This is a genomic window from Sphingobacterium sp. UBA5670 (genome assembly GCF_002420705.1).
Lineage (GTDB): Bacteria > Bacteroidota > Bacteroidia > Sphingobacteriales > Sphingobacteriaceae > Sphingobacterium.
In genome coordinates, this window is sequence record NZ_DIIM01000029.1 from 1 (window position 1) to 23,870 (window position 23,870).

Annotated in this window: 20 protein-coding genes; 15 read left to right on the top strand and 5 right to left on the bottom strand. The window is 35.9% G+C overall.

The window, feature by feature from the left end:
• The first annotated feature begins 327 nt into the window (after positions 1 to 327).
• Positions 328 to 693, top strand: coding sequence for a response regulator (locus tag B3C94_RS21680; protein WP_293907697.1), 366 nt, complete (start codon positions 328 to 330; stop codon positions 691 to 693).
• A gap of 98 nt (positions 694 to 791) precedes the next feature.
• On the opposite strand, the gene ilvD is transcribed toward B3C94_RS21680, so the two are convergent.
• Positions 792 to 2,480, bottom strand: a complete 1,689-nt coding sequence (gene ilvD / locus B3C94_RS21685) for a dihydroxy-acid dehydratase (protein WP_293907699.1) — start codon at positions 2,478 to 2,480, stop codon at positions 792 to 794.
• Between the two features lie 10 nt (positions 2,481 to 2,490).
• On the bottom strand, positions 2,491 to 3,060 hold the full coding sequence (locus tag B3C94_RS21690) for a Crp/Fnr family transcriptional regulator (protein WP_293907701.1): 570 nt from the start codon (positions 3,058 to 3,060) through the stop codon (positions 2,491 to 2,493).
• Between the two features lie 444 nt (positions 3,061 to 3,504).
• Here B3C94_RS21690 and B3C94_RS23575 point away from each other — a divergent pair, with 444 nt between their 5' ends.
• Positions 3,505 to 3,699, top strand: a complete 195-nt coding sequence (locus B3C94_RS23575; protein ID WP_414712711.1) for a heavy metal-binding domain-containing protein — start codon at positions 3,505 to 3,507, stop codon at positions 3,697 to 3,699.
• A gap of 124 nt (positions 3,700 to 3,823) precedes the next feature.
• A complete protein-coding gene (locus tag B3C94_RS21695; RefSeq protein ID WP_293907703.1) occupies positions 3,824 to 4,216 on the top strand; it encodes a hypothetical protein in 393 nt (130 codons plus the stop codon).
• Between the two features lie 709 nt (positions 4,217 to 4,925).
• Here B3C94_RS21695 and B3C94_RS21700 read toward each other — a convergent pair.
• The gene (locus tag B3C94_RS21700) at positions 4,926 to 5,537 is read right to left on the bottom strand and encodes a hypothetical protein (protein ID WP_209581870.1); all 612 of its coding nucleotides are present in this window, start codon (positions 5,535 to 5,537) and stop codon (positions 4,926 to 4,928) included.
• A 46-nt stretch (positions 5,538 to 5,583) separates the two neighbouring features.
• Positions 5,584 to 6,198, bottom strand: a complete 615-nt coding sequence (locus tag B3C94_RS21705) for a DUF4304 domain-containing protein (RefSeq protein WP_209581885.1) — start codon at positions 6,196 to 6,198, stop codon at positions 5,584 to 5,586.
• 586 nt (positions 6,199 to 6,784) lie between these two features.
• Between B3C94_RS21705 and B3C94_RS21710 the strand changes: the two genes are divergently transcribed.
• From B3C94_RS21710 to B3C94_RS21735, 7 genes are all read left to right on the top strand, one after another.
• Positions 6,785 to 7,480: a VIT1/CCC1 transporter family protein gene (locus tag B3C94_RS21710; protein WP_293907707.1), complete on the top strand. Its 696-nt coding sequence runs from the start codon at positions 6,785 to 6,787 to the stop codon at positions 7,478 to 7,480.
• A gap of 235 nt (positions 7,481 to 7,715) precedes the next feature.
• Entirely contained in the window at positions 7,716 to 8,918 is a 1,203-nt protein-coding gene (locus B3C94_RS21715) for an FAD-dependent monooxygenase (RefSeq protein WP_293907709.1), read from the top strand.
• Between the two features lie 621 nt (positions 8,919 to 9,539).
• Positions 9,540 to 10,295, top strand: a complete 756-nt coding sequence (locus B3C94_RS21720) for a restriction endonuclease (RefSeq protein ID WP_293907711.1) — start codon at positions 9,540 to 9,542, stop codon at positions 10,293 to 10,295.
• A gap of 501 nt (positions 10,296 to 10,796) precedes the next feature.
• A complete protein-coding gene (locus B3C94_RS23580; RefSeq protein ID WP_414712714.1) occupies positions 10,797 to 10,982 on the top strand; it encodes a heavy metal-binding domain-containing protein in 186 nt (61 codons plus the stop codon).
• A gap of 57 nt (positions 10,983 to 11,039) precedes the next feature.
• Positions 11,040 to 12,803, top strand: a complete 1,764-nt coding sequence (locus tag B3C94_RS21725; protein ID WP_293907713.1) for an ATP-dependent nuclease — start codon at positions 11,040 to 11,042, stop codon at positions 12,801 to 12,803.
• Between the two features lie 252 nt (positions 12,804 to 13,055).
• On the top strand, positions 13,056 to 15,089 hold the full coding sequence (locus tag B3C94_RS21730) for an AIPR family protein (RefSeq protein ID WP_293907715.1): 2,034 nt from the start codon (positions 13,056 to 13,058) through the stop codon (positions 15,087 to 15,089).
• An 18-nt stretch (positions 15,090 to 15,107) separates the two neighbouring features.
• Complete coding sequence (locus B3C94_RS21735; RefSeq protein WP_293907717.1) at positions 15,108 to 15,395, top strand: hypothetical protein; 288 nt, start codon at positions 15,108 to 15,110, stop codon at positions 15,393 to 15,395.
• Here B3C94_RS21735 and tnpB read toward each other — a convergent pair.
• Positions 15,392 to 15,574 (bottom strand): IS66 family insertion sequence element accessory protein TnpB, encoded by a 183-nt coding sequence (gene tnpB, locus B3C94_RS23585; protein ID WP_414712716.1) that lies wholly within the window; start codon positions 15,572 to 15,574, stop codon positions 15,392 to 15,394. The genes B3C94_RS21735 and tnpB overlap by 4 nt on opposite strands.
• Positions 15,575 to 15,760: 186 nt before the next feature.
• On the opposite strand from tnpB, the gene B3C94_RS21740 reads away from it, so the two are divergent.
• From B3C94_RS21740 to B3C94_RS21760, 5 genes are all read left to right on the top strand, one after another.
• Positions 15,761 to 15,967, top strand: coding sequence for a helix-turn-helix transcriptional regulator (locus B3C94_RS21740; protein WP_293907881.1), 207 nt, complete (start codon positions 15,761 to 15,763; stop codon positions 15,965 to 15,967).
• Positions 15,964 to 17,946 carry a site-specific DNA-methyltransferase gene (locus B3C94_RS21745; RefSeq protein WP_293907719.1) on the top strand — a complete coding sequence of 661 codons (1,983 nt, stop codon included), beginning with the start codon at positions 15,964 to 15,966 and terminating at the stop codon, positions 17,944 to 17,946. Before B3C94_RS21740 ends, B3C94_RS21745 begins: the two co-directional genes overlap by 4 nt.
• A 6-nt stretch (positions 17,947 to 17,952) precedes the next feature.
• The gene (locus B3C94_RS21750) at positions 17,953 to 20,919 is read left to right on the top strand and encodes a type III restriction-modification system endonuclease (RefSeq protein WP_293907720.1); all 2,967 of its coding nucleotides are present in this window, start codon (positions 17,953 to 17,955) and stop codon (positions 20,917 to 20,919) included.
• Positions 20,920 to 21,359: 440 nt separating this feature from the next.
• A complete protein-coding gene (locus tag B3C94_RS21755) occupies positions 21,360 to 21,482 on the top strand; it encodes a hypothetical protein (RefSeq protein WP_293907722.1) in 123 nt (40 codons plus the stop codon).
• A gap of 108 nt (positions 21,483 to 21,590) precedes the next feature.
• Positions 21,591 to 23,870 carry an argonaute/piwi family protein gene (locus B3C94_RS21760; protein WP_293907724.1) on the top strand — a complete coding sequence of 760 codons (2,280 nt, stop codon included), beginning with the start codon at positions 21,591 to 21,593 and terminating at the stop codon, positions 23,868 to 23,870.

Below are 23,870 nucleotides of genomic sequence, written 5' to 3' on the forward strand. Positions count from 1 at the left end.
CTTCTTGATAAGAAAAACCACCTTTTTTCGTAACCTAAATTTTATTTTGGACGCTACTGATGAGGCAATTGAAAAATCCCGGAAATATAACAATGACGAAACAATTCCTATCCGATAAAAAAGTCCAATGTCCTTGTGGGGCAAAAGTTTAAACCTCCTTATTATACGGGCAAAATAATAATTTAAAAAAGTAGAGTCAATGCACAATTTCTGCGTATCTCTAATAGGAAGACAAAAATGGATGGATCTTACAGTCTGTAAGATCCATTTTTTATAAATGATGTTTAACAATGGGCATTTTACCCACAGTACTAAAAAACAAACAACATGAAAAAGAAAATTGTGATATGTGATGATGACAAAGAAATATTGAATACATTTTCTATGGCGCTGGAAGATCAATATACGATTGTTATAACCGTAGCGGACAGCTTAGTACTGGCAGAAGTGTTGGATAGTATAGATGCTGATATACTGTTTTTGGATATTCATATGTCGTCACGCAACGGAGATCTTGTATTGCGTAATCTCAGGAGCTCATCTAAACATGATAAACTGCCCGTGATCATGATTTCAGGCCATATTGACGGAAGGAGAATTTCAGAGGAGTGCGGGGCAGACGGTTTTTTAGCTAAACCTTTTGATCTTACCGACGTGGAAAACTACATACGAAGATTTGTTTATGAAAGTTAATCTTAGTATTGTATTTGGTTTTAAGTTGCCCGAAATTTTGGGCAACTTATATTTATATACGGTAAGCTGTATGGAATTTTGCTGTAACGGTTTTATTTTCAAAAATCACAATTTAATATAGCCCCACTGCTTGCATTGCTAACAAGCTGCCGATATTGACTTAACCATTTAGAATTCAGTTTTTTTCTAATCGGAGTAAAGTTTTTTCTACGCATTTGGATCTCTTCTTGGCTAATATCAACTGAAAGTATATGTTTGTCAACATCAATAAGGATGCGGTCTCCGTTTTTTAGTAATCCAATCAATCCGCCTTCAGCAGCCTCAGGTGAGACATGTCCTATAGCTATTCCGCGAGTAGCTCCGCTAAATCGGCCATCTGTTACCAACGCTACAGAACTGCCCAATCCCATTCCCATGATCAGGCTTGTAGGTGTCAACATTTCCTGCATCCCCGGGCCACCTTTGGGACCTTCGTAACGTATTACCACAACATCGCCGGCTTTGATCTCACCGGCAAGGATGCCTACTATGGCATCTCCTTGACTATCATAGCAAACTGCAGTTCCGCTAAATTTCTTGTTGCCCGTGATTCCTGCGGATTTTACCACTGCTCCCTGTTCTGCAAGATTTCCAAATAGAATCGCCAATCCTCCAACAGGACTGTATGGATTGTTTATTGTATGTATGATTGTTGCATCTTTGATTGCTGCATTTGCAATTTTTTCGAATAGCATTTCGCCACCTACCGTCATATTATCCAGAAGGATATGGTTGCTGCGCTTGGTCATTTCGTTCATTACAGCGTTTACTCCTCCGGCGCGATGGACGTCTTCCATGTGAACGGTGCTTAAACTTGGCGATATTTTTGCGATGTGCGCTACTTGATCTGCTATTGAATTAATGTCCCTAAGCTGAAAATCTATTTCCGCTTCGTGAGCTATAGCAAGCATATGAAGGACAGTATTGGTACTACCGCCCATGGCCATATCCACTGCAAAAGCATTCTGGATGGCTTTTTCATTGATGATGTTTTTAAGTTTGAATTGTTTGGAAAGCTGATCGTCTTTGGCGATTTCACAGATCCTTCTGGCTGATTCCCGATATAGATTTTCACGCTCGGGTGTTAACGCCAATATGGTTCCATTACCAGGTAGTGCTATACCCATAGCTTCCATCAGCGTGTTCATGGAATTTGCTGTAAACATACCTGAGCAGCTGCCGCCACTGGGGCATGCGTTACACTCGATGTCTTTGAGCTCTTCGTCACTGATTATACCTGCTTCGTGTTTGCCCACTGCCTCAAAGGCTGTAGACAGGTCAATCGCAGTACCATCTTTGGTATAACCCTTTCGCATGGGGCCTCCACTAACAAAGATCGTGGGCACATCTACGCGTAGTGCACCCATAATCATCCCGGGTACAATCTTATCGCAGTTAGGGATAGCTATCATAGCATCCAATTTGTGCGCATTCATGACACTTTCAATTGAATTAGCGATCAATTCTCGGCTGGGGAGCGAGTACAACATACCATCGTGTCCCATAGCGATACCATCGTCTATACCGATTGTATTGAATTCAAAGGGAACACATCCGTTTGCCCTAATTTCTTCTTTAATGATTTCTGCCACCTTATTCAAAAAAAAATGTCCGGGTATAATTTCGATAAAGGAATTGGCCACTCCAATAAAAGGCTTATCAAAATCGTTATCATTTACGCCTGTAGCCCGAAATAGGGCTCTATGGGGAGTACGTTGGTATCCTTTCTTTACTTCGTCGCTTCTCATTTTTTATTAGTTATATAGTAGATTTGAGCCTACTAAGTGTTTCAGGTGATATCGCCAGATAAGCCGCAAGGTTGGCATTAGACAAACGCTGTATGAGCTCAGGATTATTTTTCAGTAGATCGCGATAGCGTTCTTTAGCTGTTTGGGTTAATAAGCTGCTGAGTTTATTATTTACGACAGTTAATCCATATTCGAGAATGTAGATATAAAAATTGTCCCAGCCAGGCATGTTTTCTCTCAAAAAGGTAAAATCAGTGTTGCTGATGCTTAGGACCTCCGTGTCTTCTACGGCTTGGATAAATTCTGTAGCTGGCTGTCTTGAAATAAAACTGACGATAGAGGTCAAAAAAGTATGCTCAAAAGCCATGAATCGGGTTGCCGTTGATAGTTCGTCATTGCGAAAATATAAACGCAAACAGCCCTTGCCGACAAAGAAAAGATAGTCTGCAATTGAACCTTCGTTGAGGAGATGGTGATTTTTCTTTATCGATTGATGTTTAAAATAAGTTAGGGCCTCCGTTAATTGCTGTTCGGTTAACGACGCTTTTTCACGTAACAATTGTAATAGTTGCTCTCTCATCGCTTATTATTTTATACGTCAAAGATGCACTTTATGTTAGGATATAGTCGTTGACATTGGTCAAAAACGTCAACTATTTATAAAAGTTTTAAACTCCTCATAGGGGGAGTTCTCTTTGTTTAACTTATTACTCTATACGATGACAAATTTCATTAAAGAACTTTTGAGCGTTTCACATGTGCTGGAATCAGCAACAACTTGATTGCAGCTATCTATTGCCATTGATTCACAACTTAAACAGATATTTAGAACGGAAACAATTTCTCAGATTTTTTTATAGAACACGATAGCATCCCTGTAAATAGGAGCATACATAACCTATACCTTAGCCTTACTAAATATGTAATAATCTAGATAGTTAATATTGACAAGCATATTAATTCAGCATAAACAATGTATATTAGGCTTGGGTATTAACCTTGCCCGACTGAAAAGTAGCATGCCATGATAGTAACTACGACCAATTCCATCAAAGGGAGGGAGATCTCACGATTTAATGATCCAATAGCTGCCCATATAGTCATCGGCACCAATGTCTTTAGCGATATAGGAGCGAACTATGTCGATTCTTTGGCGGTTGCTCTACCAGCTATGAGAGGTTTCATCCATCCGTTGCATATAAAAAATAAGAAACCCTGAATATCTTTACTGCTTACAATGTTACTAATATTATTAGTAATATTGTAAAATGAAACCGCTAGAAATCTTTTGCCGAAATCGGGTAATGTACGCTCAAATTACCGTGCATGATAAAAGCATGGGCATGAAAGATTATCATCTTTACAACAAAAATGGTCTTGCTTTTTATGTTTTCAGGAAATCTCAGGGAGTGTGGCAATTGGCATTCGGTGTACTTGCCGATGACATCAAGGAAGCCTGCATTGATGCCCTTATACTTCGTTTTGATACGGATGTGCCTGAGCTGTTTTATCATCATGGAAAACGCCAGGTAGTGGAAGTTAGGGCCAAGAAATACAGCCTTTGGCATATATACCTCAATAATGCTTATGTAGGAAGTATTCAGTATGAAACCTTCACTAAACAGTTCAATTACCACCTTGACGACAATTGCTTATTGACAAATGATCACGTGCAAAAGTATATTGCCATGATCCAATGCGGGGAATTAAAGTGGATAAAGGATGATATTAGATGAAAAAGGATATAAAAGGAATAAAAAAAACTTGAGTCTGGGAGGATCTCAAGGTTTACCAATTACTACCTAAATTACTACCTATTTTTGAAAAGTACTATTAATACAATATTGAATCCTGTTTGGTTTTTAAAAAAAAATATTTCTAGATGTTCAGAATGAAGTATCAGCGGTCTAAAAGTTTTCTATTACCAGATACCTAACTATAGATGATCTAAGCATTAAAAAATATTTCATGTTGACGGACCAGGTTTGGAGGATCATATAAGAACTTTTTAACAAAAGACGGTTGTTTTTTATCCAAGAGTGGGTTGATCTGGAGTGATCGTGAAACTGATAATACTATTTGAGGAAGTAAAATAGCATTTCAGAATGCAATTATCATCAAGTGGCAAGTTTTGAACAACATTTTCAGCGAAATGAACAACTATCATCTAAAAATAATTTATGATCTTTACATTAGATGAATGCCCAAAGCCGGTTAACATCTAGCTCAAGCGGACATCTAGCCAAAATTGCCTCCTTTAACGGTTATAAGGGAGGCTTTTTTTTAATTTTTACCTTCTTAAAATTGTTGAATAAATCAGCTACGTTAAGCATGCCAACATTACTCCCTTGGTCAAATATGCAATTACTGGTTGGAAATTTCATATTTTCTTCAAAGGAGTTCCCTATATGATCTAATTCTTCGCTATACAAAATACCTTACGTACTATTTCCAGTAACCGTTAAGGTATTTGTCAATCTGATTTCTGTTGCTTAAATCGATTAATTGCAAGCTATTCCAGTCCGCTAAAACCATTTCGTATTCTTCTCCTAAGCTATATAGTGCGTCTTTAATCAATTTGAAATGTTCTCGTGAAATTTCCGTTCGAGAAGCTGTCGCGTTGATCGAAAGCCAAATATGTTTTACAAATTCTTCTTCCGTATCAAAAAATACAGTGAAGTTTGAGAAACCAAAAGCTTTAGTGGATGTTGTTTCGCAGTTGGCTATTTTATAGCCGACATAGTTAATGCTTTCTGCTTTTTCAAATTTATAATTTGTTAATAGTTGACTCAGCGGCTCTGTTAGGATTTCTTTTGAAAAAGTCGTTATAGACATCTGGCCGACTTCGAATATTTCAGTAAAACCCAGACCTTCTCCTGATTGATCCGCGAGAATTTTTACTTCTGTAATCCTCTTCTCTATAGACTCCCTATTTTCGGCGGGGACAATTTCAATTTGACAATAATCGTCGTCCCAAGAAAGGGGCAAGTATGCATTCCTCTTAGTTTTTGATGGAATCTTTCGTTTAAATATTCTGAAAAAGTCTAATATCTTCATCCTGTCTTAATCGCTGTATAAAATGCCAATTAAAAAATCTATTTTATTAAATTAAACCGTGCTTTTCTGCATATTCTTTGAGCCTCGCTAGTTGATGTCGATTGTAATTTTCATTTGATATTTTCCTGTATTCGACTCTGACTTTATCCAGGAGCTTTATCTCTGCGAAAAACGTCATTTTAGCGGCGGTGTGCAGTAAGGTTTCAGAAGCTTCCAGTTCGTTGATAAGCTTTTGTACTGTGTTTAACTTTTCAAAGAACGGTAAAATAAAGCCTAAAATATTATATTTCATTTCAGCAACTAGTTCGTCAGCATCTGTCGTCGTTGTTACAGTATACCAAGTATCGTCTATACCTCTCATACAACCAATTCTTTTTCTTATTAAACACTCAGGTTCGGTTGGATATACCGGTACATCTTTGTTATGATAGTTAAAGCACGCTAGCCAATACTCGGGTGAAAATATTCCAACGTTTACGGTGAAACGGATATCGTCTTTGGTGCTATATCTACTTTTTTGAATATTAATGATGTGACCAATTTTCTCAAGCGGCAGATAAAAGTTTTTTTTGGCCTTCTTTTTAAAACCAAGCGGTTTTAAGATTTCAATAAAGCTTTCTTTTATGATTCTGTCAAATTTTTCTTGAGTTTCTGTTCCCATAAATCACTGTGTTACCATTATAATTATTCAATTTTTGAAAAGCGGAAGGCTTCAAAAATGGTAAGTCTTCAAACGCGCCTTAGCATCCTCCGTAATTTACATATCTATTAAGTTATTAAAGTAATATAAGCGTTTCAAGTCACAAACTGGTTTTGGATTATCGGATAAGGTTTGGACGATTTCTATGTTTACAGTAGCGTTATTAATCCATTTGCTTATGATTTGGAGACGCAATATGCCAACATTCGGCCTGGTAGCAGTTTGGGCTTTAATGGATATTGCAGTCGCAAATAAAAAAAACAATAACCTTGTTTTCTTATCCGCTATTATCGCGGCTGTTATTATCTTTCTAAACGTGGTTACATATTATATTCGATTTAGAAAGGAGAAGGTTGCTTACTCTTGATCTTTTTACTGAAATTTATCGACGTTTTCTAAAATTTTGCTTGTTCATATTGTGACAACAGTTATAAAATATTACAATGGAAGCTACACTATGACGATCTTTTGTAATGACTGGAAATTACTTTACCACAAAAGCATATAATTTAGTACATTTAATTATCTTTTACTCATACATATAGTTATGCACCTTCCATTAGAAAAGCATTATGTTAATCGTGTGGGTTGGCTTCGTGCTGCGGTATTAGGCGCCAATGATGGACTGTTATCGACTACAAGTATTGTTATTGGAGTTGCGGCCGCTAATCCTGATCGGAATACCATTGTATTGGCTGCGTTGGCAGGTTTGATTGCAGGAGCAATGTCTATGGCTGCGGGGGAATACGTTTCGGTAAGCTCGCAGGAAGATACTGAAAAAGCAGATCTATTGCGTGAGCAAAAAGAGCTCGAAGAAATGCCAGAGCTAGAGTTGCAGGAGTTGGCGAAGGTCTATGAGAAGAGAGGAGTAAGTCCGGAGACAGCACAGCAAGTTGCGCGAGAACTCACCGCGCACGATGCATTAGGGGCTCATGCTCATGATGAATTGGGGATAAATGAAATAACGCAAGCCAAGCCTCTGTTGGCGGCAATAGCATCATTTGGCTCTTTTGCTCTCGGAGCCGTGCTTCCATTTATGGTATCATTATTTGCACCAATTAAGCTGATGGTCTATTTACAATATGGTTTTACGATTATTTTTTTAATGATTCTTGGGGCAATTTCTGCAAAAACAGGGGGCTCAAATATAGGCGTTGCTGTGGGCAGGATCTGTTTTTGGGGTACCATAGCAATGGGTGTGACTGCATTAATAGGTCATCTTTTTGGAGTAAATATCGCTTAGTTCATTAACTATAGATTCTTTCAGTACTTGTTGCAGTTTCGATTACAGCATTTTTTGTATTCAGTCTTTCATATGCCGGTATAAAGTACCGAGACTTTATAGTGTGTTTTTACACAAAAAAAGCTTTACTTGCTTTTTCGGATTTTTATAGAACCCGTGTGAAAAATTTGCGTGTATTTTTGAACTACTTTGATCTTAGGTTGTTTGTCTAATCAAAAGATTGAAAATTATAATTATGAAAGACAAAAAAATATTAGTTTCGGGTGCTAGCATCGCCGGTCCTACATTGGCTTACTGGCTGGATAGGTACGGCTTCGAGGTTACCGTGATAGAGCGTGCAGCAGCCTTGAGACTGGGTGGACAGAATATAGACGTGAAAGGACCAGCAAAAGAAATTGCGCTTAAGATGGGTATTTTAGAAGAGATCCGCGCACATAATACCACCGAGATTGGGCTACGTTTCGTTAATTCCGACAATCATACAATAGCAGAATTTCCATCTGATAGTTCAATGAGCATGACTCAGGAACTTGAGATCCTACGTGGCGATCTGGTTAAGATACTGTACGATCTCACCGCGAAGCGTGTAGAATATATTTTTGGTGATCACATCATTGATTTGATAGAAAGTGAAAATGAGGTCAAGGTGGATTTTGCAAGTGGAAAGAAGGGTGTCTTTGATATTGTGGTTATAGCTGAAGGTATCGGTTCTGCAACGCGTGATCTTGCCTTTGGCGGTCGTCCTCGTTTTAACTATTTAGGTTTATATACCGCTTATCTTACTATCCTTCGAAATAATAGCGACAGTCGATGGGCACGTTGGTATAATGCGCCAAAGGGCATTGTATTTATGTTGAGGCCTGATAATTATGGAAAGACAAGGGCTTCGGTAACTTTTCTGGCAAAAGAGAACGCGTATAAAGACCTAAGTGAAGCAGATCAGAAAAGAGCGCTTATTGATCGTATACAAGGTGCAGGCTGGGAATCTGAACGATTAGTTAATGAGATAAAAGAGAGTGAAGATCTTTATTTTGAGAGGGTCAGCCAAGTCAAGACTGATAAATGGACTAAGGGAAGGGTTGTCATTACAGGTGATGCCGCTTGGTGTGCTACACCAATTGCAGGAAAAGGTACAGACCTTGCCTTGGCAGGAGCCTATATCCTTGCTGGAGAGCTTTATAGAGCAGGTAATTATGAAGAGGCTTTCCGTAACTACGAAAAAATAATGAAACCCTACGTTCAAGAGTGTCAAAAGCTGCCTCCGGGTATTCCTCGTATAGTATATCCGGAGTCGAGAGTCGGAGTTGCACTCCTAAATCAATTGATAGCCATTGTTGGAAGCAAACCTGTAAAATGGTTGATGCGCGTTTTTTCAGGAGATAAAAAAGACAATAAGAAGAATAGAAAGAAAGAAATTATACTACCAGATTACGAATAGGTAACACTTAGCCGGAACCAGTTCAGTGTATCCATCTACAATTGACTGAATAAACAGATATAACCGTCATTCATCGGGAAATCGTTTTTTCTAACAAACCAGGTCAGACAGGTTAAATACTTTTTTGGCGGAATACTGACTCTTAATTGCCGTGCTAAAACTTTTTGAAAGAAACTTTATGACGGGCCTTAGATATATTATGAAGAATAAGTTCTGGAATAAAATTATGGTTAACGGCTTGTCAGTGCTATTTTAATCCCCCATGCAACGCTAAATGGTTTATATTTTGTATTGTTAAAAGACCTATTTTATCCCAAAAAGTTTATTAACGAATGATTCAACAGGCATTAAAATATGAATCTTATTTAACTGGACGGAATTGGATAACGTCGAAACCTATAAACGATTTATTGAATTTGCCAAAGTTAGGATGAGTAAAGAATCATTTGATTTTATAGCTGACTTAGAATTGGCAATATACAATAGTTGGATTAATAGAAATCGGAAATAAAAATATGATTTAGCTATTGGACTGAACAAACTGCATAGGTTTCAATGTCGATTTAATTCAATTACATGAATTTCATATTTTATATAATCAATGTAACTTAAAAACTAGCTATGTCTAAGACATCGGAAATAAACTGGCGGGACTACGAGGCCATTACTAAATACGTATATGAGTCCCTCGGTGCGCAATATGGCATCAAGATCTTAGGTTACGGTAATGCGTGTAAGTTGAAAGGGAAGTCTGGTATCATGCATCAGATTGATGTCTTGACTGAGCAATTAGATGGTACGAAAAGCATGCGTACTGCGATTGAATGTAAATACTGCAAAGAGAAAGCTAATAAGGATATTGTAATGAAACTATCTGAAACTATGCTTGACTTGGCTATAGAAAAGGGAATAATAGTATGCAAATCAGGATTTACTAAAGATACCGTAAAGTATGCTGAACACAAGGGCATAAAGCTAGTTAAGTTCTGGGAAGCCGGAGAGAGTGATGTGGATTACAAAAAGGAAATAGAATTTGGAACTCTGGATATTCGTCTAAACATTACACGCACTCGTGCTAATATAACCAGTATAACCTTTGGAGATAAAACTATTAATTTTGATCCTTTGATAGGTGCGGCCTATTTATTTAATCTTCGTGATGCTTGTGGAAGAGAAGTTAACTTAAAACCGTATCTGCTAAAATTTGCTTCTGAGGTTACCAAAAGGAGAGAGGTTCTAAAGAATATTACACTTGATTATTCAACGGATAGAAAATTATTCCTGGATGTTGAAAACGGAGTACTAGCCATCAAAAAGTTTTCTGTTACCGGATTTTTGACTATAGATGATCTAAGCACCAAAAATATTTTACGTTGACGGATCAGGTGTGGATGATCATGGAAGAACTTTTTGATAAAAGATGCTTGTCATTATCGAAGAGTGAATTGATCTGGAGTGTTTGTGAGACAGATAATACTATTTGATGAAGTGAAATAGCCTTTTGGAATTGAATTATTATTAGGATGGAATTTTTGAACAACATTTTCGAAGAAATTAACAACAATTATCTCAACTAATCTCGCGATCTTTACAGTAGATGAATGCCCAAAGCCGGTTAACATCTAGCCCAAGCGGACAACTAGCCAAATTGCCTCCCTTAACGGTTATAAGGGGGGCTTTTTTTATTTTATTGTCTTCTTAAAATAGTTGAATAAATCAGCTACGGTTTCCCGTAACCATTCCTAATTCCAATCCCGTATTTTAGCCTTACAGTTTGTAATAATCTTGAAAGTTAATATCTGTAAACATATTAATTCAGCATAAAAAATGTATATTAGGCTTGGGTATTAACCTTGCCCGATTGAAAAGTACAATGCCATGATAGTAACCACGACCAATTCCATCGAAGGGAGGAAGATTTCACGTTATAATGATCCAATAGCTGCCAATGTTGTTATCGGCACCACTGTCTTTAGCGATATAGGAGCGAGCTATATAGATTTCTTTGGAGACAATTTTACTATTCGTATTTTTTCTTTGCACACGAAAAACTGCCTTTTTTGAATAACTAATATCTGATTTAACTGATATTGAAACCGCTAATAAATTATAATAATAAATATGGGAAAAACAGTAAAAATCGTCGAAGACTTCACCTATATCGAGGATATGCCTCGACCAAGGTTGAAGAAATTGGTAGTTAAAAATTTTAGATGTATTGGTAGTAAGGGAGTGGAGATTGACCTTGACGATATCGTTGTATTAGTTGGAGCAAACAACGCTGGGAAAAGTTCAATTTTAAAAGCTTATGAAGTCGTTATGTCAGACGGCTCGAAGAAAGGAGAACTTACATTGGAAGACTTTCCAAATAATATCATTAATCCAGAAAGCCTTCCTGAAATAGAACTTCACACTGTTGTATATGATGAACGAGTCGGACGAAAATGGCTTTCCGCTACGGACGGTGGGTATTTGGTTAGGGAGAGATGGACATGGCCGAGCGTGGGAAAGGCGGTCCGTCGTGGATGGAATGTTGAGATAGATGATTGGGACGAGTCTAGTTTTCCTTTCGGCCCACCTAACATAGCTAACAAAAGAAGGCCTGAACCTCATAAAGTTGATGCTTTTTCTGACCCAGAAGAACAGGCGAAAGAAATTAAGAAGCTATTGATGGCAGCTATTACGGAAAGAGTTAAAAGCTTACAATCATCTGAAGAAAAAAACGAGTATCATGAACTTCTTGAGCAAGCACTAACTTTGCAGGCAAAAATTATTGATGAAACAAGAGATCAGATTGATGTTGCCAATAGCTCACTGACTGGATTAATAAATCAGGTTTTTCCGAATTATATAGTGAATTTTGAAGCGCAACCTGATAATACTTTAGATTTAGGAATTTTCAAATGGCATTCTCAATTGAAGATGGGGCCAGAAGGTGGATTTCAAAGTACTATTGACAAACAAGGAAGTGGGGCTAGAAGAACTTTGTTATGGACAGCATTGAAATATATTGCTGAAACAAATAGAAAAGCGAAAGAAGAGAACGCTCTTCAAAGACCATATTTATTATTGATTGACGAACCAGAAATATGTTTACATCCAAGTGCGATACGTGAGGCATGTAAAGTTCTTTATGATTTACCATTGTCAGGAAACTGGCAAGTTATGGTAACGACTCATAGTCCTGTTTTTATTGATTTCTCTCGTGACAATACTACGATAGTGAAAGTGGAAAGAAGCTTAGATGGAGACATTGAAGGTACTACGGTATTTAGGCCTGATAGAGTTAATTTTGATGGAGATGATCGGCAGAATCTTAAACTTCTTAATATTTGTGATCCTTATGTCGCGGAGTTTTTCTTTGGCGGTAGAGTGATAATTGTCGAAGGTGATACTGAATATACCGCCTTCAATTACGTTCGTCGAGAAAAACCTGAAAAATATAATAACGTCCATATAATAAGGGCACGAGGAAAAGCTACTATTGTGTCCCTTGTTAAAATTCTTAATCACTTTGGAACAGCCTATTCTGTATTACACGATAGTGATACACCACGCACCAAAGATGGAAATCGAGCAAATCCTGCTTGGACAAATAATCAACGAATTTTAGATAGTTTAAATGCTCGGCCTGTAGGACTAGCTGTTCGCTTATTGGCCTCTATACCAAATTTTGAAGGTGCCTATTTTAAAGAAGAGATAGTAGGTGATAAGCCGTACAATGCTTTAGCTACGCTTACAACGGACAATGAAAAATTCGGCGTGGTTGAGCAGCTTCTGGACTCTTTGATCGATCATGCTTTACCTCACCCACCTAATTGTTTAGAATGGAATGATATCGAACAATTGTCGGAAGGCCTTTCTAATTTTATGACTAAAGGATAATAAATTCGGACTATATTATGAAAGGAAAAGAATATACACTTGATCAAATTTCATTGTTAGAGACACAATTAGTTCAATAAATAAGTGTTTCAATAATCATTTAAAAAGATTCAATAAGTTGTTACATACCTAAAATGAGAATTTGAATAAACGTATTTCCGAGATTGGGAATAATAGATAATTTATTATTAAAGTGACTTCTTTTATTATAATTTGATATATAAAAAATAAGGAAATCATAAACTAAATTTTATGCAAGTAGAACCAATAATTAATGCCCGATTTAAGCAATTTAGGCAAAAAAATGAGTTAGAGCATGTCCCAGATGGAGTAGCTTTTGAAAAGTTTGTAAATTATACAATTTTTACTTTGCATCAACCAGATGCATTTAGTGCAGATACCGAACTTTTAGATTTCGTGAGTATAGGAGGTGCCAATGATATGGGGATCGATGGGATAGCTATTAAAGTTGAAGATATAATTGTCAAAACTAAAAATGAAATTGACGATATAATAAAATTTAATAGGAATAAAAGAATAAATGTTGAGTTTATTTTTATCCAATCAAAATATAAAATCCATTTTGATAAAGGTGAATTAAATAATTTTGTCGATGGGGTTAGAGATTTTTTATCTGAGGATCATCATTTTCCTATGAATGAATCTGTTAAAGATTGTCTCGAGTTGAAGGAATATTTATTGAGTGATGAAATCACTATAATGTGGGATAACAATCCTAATGTAATTCTTTATTATGTAGGAATGGGCCGCTGGAAAGATCCTGCTGATCTTATTGGAATTGCCAATCATTTTAAAAAAGATATATCATATTTAAATATATATAATTTCGACGATAATAATTTTAAGTTTGTTGATAGCGGAGAATTAAAAGAATTATATGATAGTATTCAGAATACATTTAATGTAACGATTGATACTAGGCATTCCATGCCACTGACTGATGTTTTGGGAGTAACGAACGCTTGTTTATCAATTGTGTTTGGTAATGAATTAATAAAATTAATTTCTACGGACGATGGTATAATACGTAAATCACTTTTTAATGATAATGTGCGAGACTTTCAGGGATTAAACCCCGTAAACTTAGAAATAGAAAATACAGTTAAAGATAGCCCCGAAAAGTTTATTGTTCTTAACAATGGTATTACTATTGTGTGTGATGATTACAAACAGAATAATACGAAGCTTACTATTTATAATCCACAAATTGTAAACGGATGTCAAACAAGTCATATAATATATGATTGTTATCGGAAAAATTTAGATTTATCAAAAGTGCCTATATCTGTCAGAGTAATTAGTACAACTGATGAGGAAATAGTGAACGATATTGTTCGAGGAACAAATAGACAAAACATTGTTTTAGAAGAAGCTTTTGAAAGTACAAAAAAATTTCATAAGGATTTGGAAGAATTTTTTATAGCTGTGTCTATAGATTATCAACCAATATATTATGAAAGAAGATCTAAGCAATATCAACATAATCCAACTATTAAGCAAACTCAGAAGGTAAATCTAAGAATACTTACCCAATATTATATTGGAGTTTTTTTAAATAAGCCTCATATATCTCATAGACATGAATCTATTCTTCTAAAGGAGAATAAGGACAATATATTTCAAGAACTTCATTCAAAGCTTCCATATTTTACTTTAGCTCATCTATTTCTTTCGTTTGAAAAATATCTTAGGGAAAATAATGTTCCTAGAGCTGTTAGGACCTATAAATCTCACATCTTAATGATGCTCAGACAGCGGGTTATGGGGTATTTCCCATCTCAAAATAAAGAGACAGAGGTCGATAAAGCCTGTAATAAACTGCTAGAAATTCTAAAAAATGAGGTTAAATTTAAAGCTCTTGTGAAAGAAATAATAAATTCCTTTACTAACTCTTTAGAAAAATGGGAAACAGAACTTGGTAAATCTAAACAAGGAACGAAAGATGTTGAAGCTTTTACATTGCATTTAATTACTGAGATTAACAATTTACCAGATAGAGATAAATCTTTAAAAGAAAAAATCAGCGAAAACACAAATGAGAATACATATGTTGGTAAAGTTATTTCTGTAATTAGAGACCGGTACGGAAATTATTATGGGTTTATTGAAAAAAATCCTAATAATATTTTTTTACATTCCAAGGATAATATGGAAATTGATTTTACTTCTTTAAAAGACAAGAAAGTAGCTTACCGTATTATATTTGATAATAAATCAAAATTAGAACACACAAAGGAAAAGGCTATTGTAGTAAAAGTATTGTGAAAATTGTAAGCCTCCTGTATGAGTAGCAAAAAAGAGAATGTAAAAACAAACTTTGTCAATGGTTCAATTACCGCACGTGGTGCGGTAATTGAACCATTTTTCTTATTGCAAATCCTTAACTTGCAAATAAAATCGGTAGTACCAGTTAGGCAGCTTTTTGATTTTTGCTCTTTAAAAGTGTTTGCAAAAACTATATATGGTAAAAAATCGTACGACTACCGTGTAGAGCTTGTAAACTTATACTTTTTGCAAGATTTGATACAACATCAATTCAAAGGTACGAAGATAAGGATTAACGATAGCTAGATTGAAAATGGGCCCATAGTTGCTGCAAGTAGCTTGATATGTGTACTGCTACGGTTCAGAAATACGAAAACCTCTCCACTATTAGCCTGACCTAGCATCCCCGAAGTTATCAGCCCTTTGAGCCCATAAAAAGGTTTTCGCATATTACAGTGGTTGTAGTAAAGATTAAAACGTGTGATGAACCCAGCGCAAACATCATTACAGACTGATCAGTTGGTACAGAAGGACAAGACTATTGTCTACCTTTACACATATACTATTGGGGTAAATAACCTCTATTTAGTTCCTTTTGATCACCTCGTATACAGTTTCAATATAGGAAACATCATTTAAAGTATGTATTTTTACACGAAATGCAGATTATTATGCAGAATAAGCCGATAAATAGATTGAAAGTAGTACTTGTAGAACGAGGCAAAACTAGCAAGTGGCTTGCACAGATGCTTGAAAAGAATGAAACGACAGTATCTCGTTGGTGTACTAACGAAGTCCAACCGAGCTTGGAGACTTTGTCGCAAATAGCTGCTTTATTAGAAATTGATATCAAAGAATTATTGAACTCATCAAGATGATACAAGACATACTATCTCAAAACGAAAATATCAACGCAAACGATAGCAAATTAGCTGTACTTAAAGAGAATTTCCCTACTTGCTTTAAGGCCGATGGAAACTTTGATGTAGAGCGTTTTAAAACTGAAATAAGTGGTATAACTAATGTAATATCAGAAGGTTATGAGCTGAAGTTTTTAGGTAAAAGCTATGCTAAACTTATGGCCAGTACCGATACCACCACGGTAATTCATCCCAACACTGAGCATAACAACCTACCCGAAAACTCTAACAGCCAAAACATTTACATAAGTGGCGATAATCTTGACGGACTTAAACACCTGCTAAAAAGCTACAACAAAAGTATAAAATGCATATATATAGACCCTCCTTATAATACAGGCTCTGACGGCTTTGTATACCAAGATAATTTTAACTATACATTAGAAAGCCTACAAGAAAAACTGAGCATAAGCGAAGATGAAGCTCAACGTATACTTGACCTCACCCGTCGTGGTTCTTCTTCTCACTCGGCTTGGCTCATGTTTATGTATTGTCGCCTGCTACTTGCTAGAGATTTATTGACAGATGATGGCGTTATTTTTATTTCTATTGACGACAACGAACAAGCTAACCTCAAACTCCTTTGCGATGACGTGTTTGGAGAAGAAAACTTCCTTGGAAACATAGTTAGAAGTACAGGTCAAACAACTGGACAAGATAGTGGAGGACTAGGAAGTTCATTTGATTATATTTTATTATATTCAAAGAATGAAAATTTTGAAATATTAGGGCTAGAATTGACAGAGCATGACCTAAAAAGATTTGAAAATGAAGACGAGAGAGGAAAGTACGCTTATGATCAGATGCGTAAAACTGGAAGTAATGATAGAAGAGTAGACAGACCTAACATGTACTACTCAATTCTTGATCCCGATGGTAACGAAATATACCCTTTAGGCCCTAGCGGGTATGAGAGCTGTTGGAGATTTGAAAAGAAAACATACGAAAGACTAAATAATGAAAATTATATACTCTGGAAAAAAACCAAAAAAGGTGGCATAGAAATTTGGTGGCCTTATGTAAAGTACTATTTAGAAGGTAGGACGAAACGTCCTTCTCCACTATGGGATGATTTGGATGGAAACAAAAAAGCAACAAGAGATTTAAGAGCTTTATTTGAAGGGAAAAAAATCTTTGATTTCTCAAAACCAATTGATTTAATCAAAAGAATAATCAGAATTTCAACATCTGATTTCGATACTATATTAGACTTTTTTTCAGGTTCAGGATCAACTGCGAACGCAATACTAGAAATGAATGCGTCCAGTAAAAATAGTAAAAGAAAGTTTATCTCAGTTCAACTGCCCGAGGTAATCAGTGCCGATAGTGCATCACAAAAAGCAGCATATGATTTTTTAACAGAGCAAGGGCTGCCCAAAACCTTAGATTATATAGGCATTGAACGAATAAAGCGAGCCGCAGCCAGAATAAAAGAAGCAAAGATAGAAAAACAGAAAGCCTCTAAAGCCGATTTGTTTAAAGAAGAAAGTACCTCAGTGTTGGATTTAGGTTTTAAGCATTTTACACTGGTAGAACCCAACCAAAACACCCTAGACAAACTTGATAGTTTTGATAAAGCAGCAATGCTGGCAGATACTACCATTTTAGATGATTTCGGCAAACCTACCATACTTGCCACGTGGCTCAATGCCGATGGTTATGGGTTGAGTATCCAAGCCGAAAGCGTAGATTTGGCAGGTTACACAGCCTATTATTGCCAAAAACATTTGTACTTAATTGACGCCAATTTCACGCTATATAGCATGAAGGAACTATTGAACAAATACGATAATGAGGGCAGTTTTAATCCCGAAAATTTGGTACTATTTGGCTATAGTTTCCCTAACTGGAGCATCAGCGAAATGATAGAGAAAAATCTCCGTATCTTAAATGATAGTGAGAAGAATTTAAAAATCAATTTTCAAGTAAGATACTAATAGGCCATGGAAATTATTCTGAAAAATGACTTACCACATCAGGTAAAAGCGTACCAAGCCATAGCCGATGTGCTTAAACCCGAGTTGATAGAAAAGAACACGTTTTACTACCAAAACCCTTCATTGGTACTAGACCGTCCCGCAATTATGAGCCAAATGGCAAAGGTGCAAAAAGAAACAGGTATACCATCTGAGTTTAAGTCGCTAAATGGAATAGGTAGTTACCTTAATCTCGATATTAAGATGGAAACAGGTACAGGTAAGACTTACGTGTACACTGCGTCTATGTTTGAATTGCATAAACGTTACGGTATAAATAAGTTTATAGTCGCCGTGCCGACACTGGCCATAAAAGCAGGAGCAAAACAGTTTATGCAAGATGATTACACCAACCGCCATTTTAAAGACCAGTGCGGCTATGGTACTGAGTTGGACGTTTTGGTGTTAGAAGCTACCAAAAAGAAAAAAGGAAAAAATTTTTTCCCCAGTGTAGTACGTGAGTTTGTGGCAGGTAGTAGTCAAAACGCCAATAAAATATATGTTTTGCTAACTAATATGAGCCTTTTGGGCGGTACATCTAAATTGCTTACAGACACTTACGACTATGGTGTAGAAGGTTTTTATAAGCCCATAGAAGGCATAAAAGCTACTAAACCTTTTGTAATAATTGACGAACCTCACCGCTTTAATAAGTCGCAAAAAGCGTATGACTATATTGAGAAAAACATCTGCCCGCAGGCTATTATACGTTTTGGTGCTACCTTTCCAGATATAGAAATAGGCAAAGGGAAAGCTAAAGTAAAACGCAAAGACTATCAAAATCTCTTGTATGACTTAAGCTCGTTTCAGGCTTTTAATCTCAATCTGATAAAGGGGATAGCGAAAGAACATTTGGAGCCGATTTCTCAAAAGCAAGAAAAAATAAAAATCACCAGAATACAAAGTAAGCTGGCTGTTTATTTACAACTTATCAAAAAACACGAACCTGCTAAAACATTTGAACTTAAAAAAGGGGATAGCTTAGGGCTTGTGGCCATCGAATTAGATGGTATTGTAATTGATGCCATTACCAGTAGCACGATTGAACTATCTAATGGGCAAACCAAATCTACAGGTGAAGAATTTAGTACCGATATCTACTCGTCATCCTATCAAGAAAGCATGATACGCTTGGCTTTGGAGCGTCATTTTAATACAGAAAGAGCCAATTTTAGTAGAAATAACAAGATTAAAACACTGGCTTTGTTTTTTATAGATGATATTTATTCATATAGAACTATTGAAACCCAAGAAAAACAACCCTATTTAAAAGCAACTTTTGAAAGATTGCTTGCCGAAAAAATAGACGCTATTTTACCAGAGCTAAATGAGCAGGAAAAAGAGTATAAAGCTTATTTGCTAGCTACGAAGGAGGACCTTAGCGCTTCTCATGCCGGTTATTTTTCACAAGACAATAGTAGCTCTGATGATGCCATAGCACAGGAAGTACAAGATATTTTATTTGAAAAGAAAAAACTACTTTCCATTAAAAACAATGGGGGCGGCTATAATACCCGTAGATTTCTTTTCTCTAAATGGACATTGAAAGAGGGCTGGGATAATCCCAACGTATTTACCATAGCCAAACTACGAAGTAGCGGAAGCGAGAATAGTAAAATACAAGAGGTGGGGCGTGGCTTACGTTTGCCAGTAGATGAATTTGGTAATCGGATTTCAAACGAAGAGTTTAAACTCAATTATATCATCGACTTTACAGAAGCCGACTTTGCCGAAAAACTGATAAATGAGATAAATGCTGACACACCTAAAGCCTTTGTGATTACTGATGAGCAAATAGCTGATATTGCTCAAAAAAGGAACATAGATGCTGATAATTTGTTTGTGGAATTATTGACCAAAAAATTCATTGACAGAAACAAAAACATCAAAACTGAAAATAGCATAGCTTTCTTTAGTGAATATCCAGAGTTCGCAGTTGGTTTACAACAGGGCAAAATTGAAGATAGAAACAAAAAGAAAGAACAAAAAATCAAAGTAAGAAAAGCCGTTTTTGATGAGCTTAAAATATTGTGGCAAGAAATAAACAGCAAGTATATTTTACATTATGAAAAAGTAGAAGAGGATAACTTCTTACTCAACGAAGTGGTTAATCTGTGCCAAAAAGGTGTATTTGCCGATATGTATATTACCAGTTCTCGTTCGGAATTAAATACAATTGGTTCGGTAGCTAAGCTTAATGAGGGGTCAGGTGTACAGTTTAAGGTAAGCAAGCCGTTGAAATATAGTGATTTTCTGAAACACATTAATCGCCAAACTAATTTATCTATACAACTACTACATAATGCACTGGTTATCTATTCAAGAAACAACACCTTAACACCTGAAAAGTTTAATGAACACAGTGCATCTAACTTTGTTAAACAATTTAGCGACTGGAAAGTAAAAAAGCTCAATGGTAGATTTAGCTACTCAAAAGCAAACCTACCTGTAAGAGCAACTACTTTAACCTATGCTGATGGCACACCAAAATCAGAAATAACTCAAGGCATCATAGGTACAAAGTTTATAGAAGGTACACCAGGTGATAAATACCTGTATGATTTATATGCTTTTGACTCACCGTTAGAAAAAGAGAATATTCTTGCAGGAGATATTCAAGAAGTTATAGTTTACGGAAAAATTCCAAAAAATAGTGTAGCTATACCTACTATTACTGGCCAATCATACAGTCCAGACTTTATGTATGTGATAAAAAAAGCCAATGGAGATAAGGTTTTGAATGTAATCATCGAAACTAAAGATGTAGAGAATCAGAGTACACTAAGAGAAATAGAACAAGCCAAAATCAACAGTGCAAAAACCTTTTTTAACCAGCTGACTATAGATGGTTACAAAGTGGAATTCAAAACACAGCTAAACAACAAGAAAATACGTCAGATAATTGACGAGGTTATACTGCCAGAATCGCAGTAATAAAAGCAATAATAGATAAGAACAAAAAACGAACTATATTATAGTAAATCATGTTAATAATTTTAGTTAATCAAAATTAGCTATTAAAATAATTTCAATGTGGGAATATTTCGTTGAATAGATACTTTATCAATTTGTATCATCGCAATTTATTTGCAGCGGTTCGCCGACAGCAGAATCATTATTGTGGAACAGATCCTTTTTACCGATGCCGAACTTGTGTATATATCAATTATTCCGGCCCAAGCTGAACAGATAGAAAAAGATCCCCGCCGGATACATCTTGATCGCAGTTTTCCGATCTATTTGCCGAACTCAGTTGTGTAGGTGTTACGTGCCAGCTATTATGGCAGAAATTTATTAATGAATATCCCGATGGCTTTGGCTATTCCAGATCCTATGAGATTCTACAGTAAAATATCCGCAAACAGGGAGCCACCATGCGTTTTGAACACGAGCCTGGGAAGCTGCTGCAGGTAGACTTTGCTGGTAATATGCCACATTATGTGGATATGGACAGTGGTGAGCTGATATCCTGTCTCGTTCTTCTTTGTAGGAACTAATTAAAATTCAATATAAGATATTTTTTGGTTGTTTTGTGAATAGATTATTTTTAAATTGTCGGGAAATAAGAAATTGTGTGTTTTCTTACATTTTCTAGAAACCATTATATGCCAAATATATTAAATGTTGCTCCTATTTTTTTTGAAAATTGCATAATAGAGGGAGAATATTTTCCTTATTCAGATGAAAAAAAGGAAGAATTACTGAACCATTATAGAAATAGTCACTTAATAAAACGTGAAGGTGATAAACTAATTGCTATATCCACTAAATCAGGACAAAGCCGATTGGGAGGTATTGTTCAATCTTTTGAATTAAAAGATAATTTATCGTTGGTCAGGTCTTTAGCAATAAAGTCCCTTTTTAAAGAGTTATACTTTAGGGATTGTTGGATATATAGCTCTAAACCATTAATTTATCTTAAAAATAAACAAAATCTTTTAAATGACTGCTTACCTGAAGGCGTTAGACCGATTAAGGGTTTAGCGGTTTTCCCAAAGTATGAAATAGACTTCAGAATAATCGATACGATGTCCACAGGACCTTTTGTGGGACTGTCTTTAAATTTGAGTCTAGCTCCAAGAATAAGTATAAATTGTTATGAATTAATGCGAAACGGAGTTCCTATTTTAGGTTATTATGTTGGTAAGGCATATGGAGGGCGTAATCCAGATTTAAAGCCAAGATTTACAACATTAGGAAAGGTAAAAAGCGTAAATGAGGATGGAATGCTTGTATTAGATGATGTTAAATCTAGTGAAGACGAATTAGTAGACCCTACAATTGTTTTTTTAGAGCCAAGAGAAGATCTACTTGAATATTGCATCCGCCATTTATATAAAACAAAAGCTAATGAGATATTAAGTAATTTGGATCGCCAATTATTACAATATCATACCGGGAATAATAAATATAACAAACTAAATAAGGCATTAAAGACCTATCAGCAATTTAACCTGAGTCTAGTCGAAGGTATAATGTTTTCATTGGGTGATTTTTTAATGGATAACAATGGAAAGTACCATATAAAAGTATTTAATGCAGGGAAACCAGTTTTTGTATATGGTCATGGTGGAACCAAAACTAATACCTATAATGATATTGGTTTACAAAATTATGGACCATACTCTAGGGAAGATTTTACTCCATCCAAACCGAATATATGTATTATTGCTCAAAAAAATAAAAGAGGACAAGTTGAGCAGGTAATACAAAAATTTATAAATGGTATTCCGCCAGCAGCATTCGGCAAACAAGGTAAGACGTTTGAATTTACAGGATTAAAAAATAAGTTTCGTATTCAGGATTTTAGTTATGAATTCTTTGAAGCCGAAAATAGCACAATAGAGGCATATAATAAAGCAATTAGTGCAGCATTAAAAAAGAGTGGGGATACAAAACCCTTTAATTTGGCACTTGTTCAGATAGACAATAACTTCAGGGATAGGAAACCAAATGAGAACCCATATTTGGTAGCAAAAGCTAGGTTTATTGGCCAACAGATTTCTGTTCAGGAATTTACGCTTGAAAGTTTGAGTTTACCAGATTCAAGAATTATGTGGAGTCTTAATAATATGGCGTTAGCTACCTATGCAAAAATGGGGGGAGTGCCATGGTTGTTGACTGCAGATGCTCCTATGGCACATGAAATAGTCTTTGGCATTGGAAGTGCTATGATTTACACGAGTAGGCTTGCTGCCAAGCAAAGGATGGTGGGGATTACAACTGTTTTTAAAGGAGACGGGCGCTATTTTATAAATAATATATCTTCAGCAGTGTTAATGGAAGATTACTTTGAAACTCTCCTAGAAAATCTTAGAAATACAATTGAACGTGTTAAAATAGATTTTAATTGGCGACCAAAAGATTCTGTGCGGTTGGTATTTCATGCTTTCAAAACGTTTGCGGACAATGAAGTAAATGCCGTTAAAAAGGTCATGTCTGAGCTTGGCGAATTTAACGTTGAATTTGCCTTTGTTCATGTGGCGCAAAATCATCCCTATATGTTATTTGATTATAGCCAGAAAGGATTTTTTGGCAAGGGTGCTTTTGTTCCTGAACGTGGGAGATATCTTCAGTTGACAGAACATATTTCATTGGTAATGTTAACTGGACCCACAGAGTTAAAAAAAGCAAGTGATGGAAATCCTCGGCCGATTCAGTTGGTTTTACATAGAGATTCTACATTTAGAGATATGCCATATCTTTCTAAACAGGTAATTAAATTTGGAGCACATTCATGGAGAAGTTTCGCACCCGCACCCATGCCAGTTTCTGTTTATTATTCCCAGCTTATGGCTCAGATGCTGAGTCAGCTTACAGGTGTTTCTTCATGGAATCCAGATGCGATATATAATAAAATAGGTACTACACGTTGGTTTTTATAA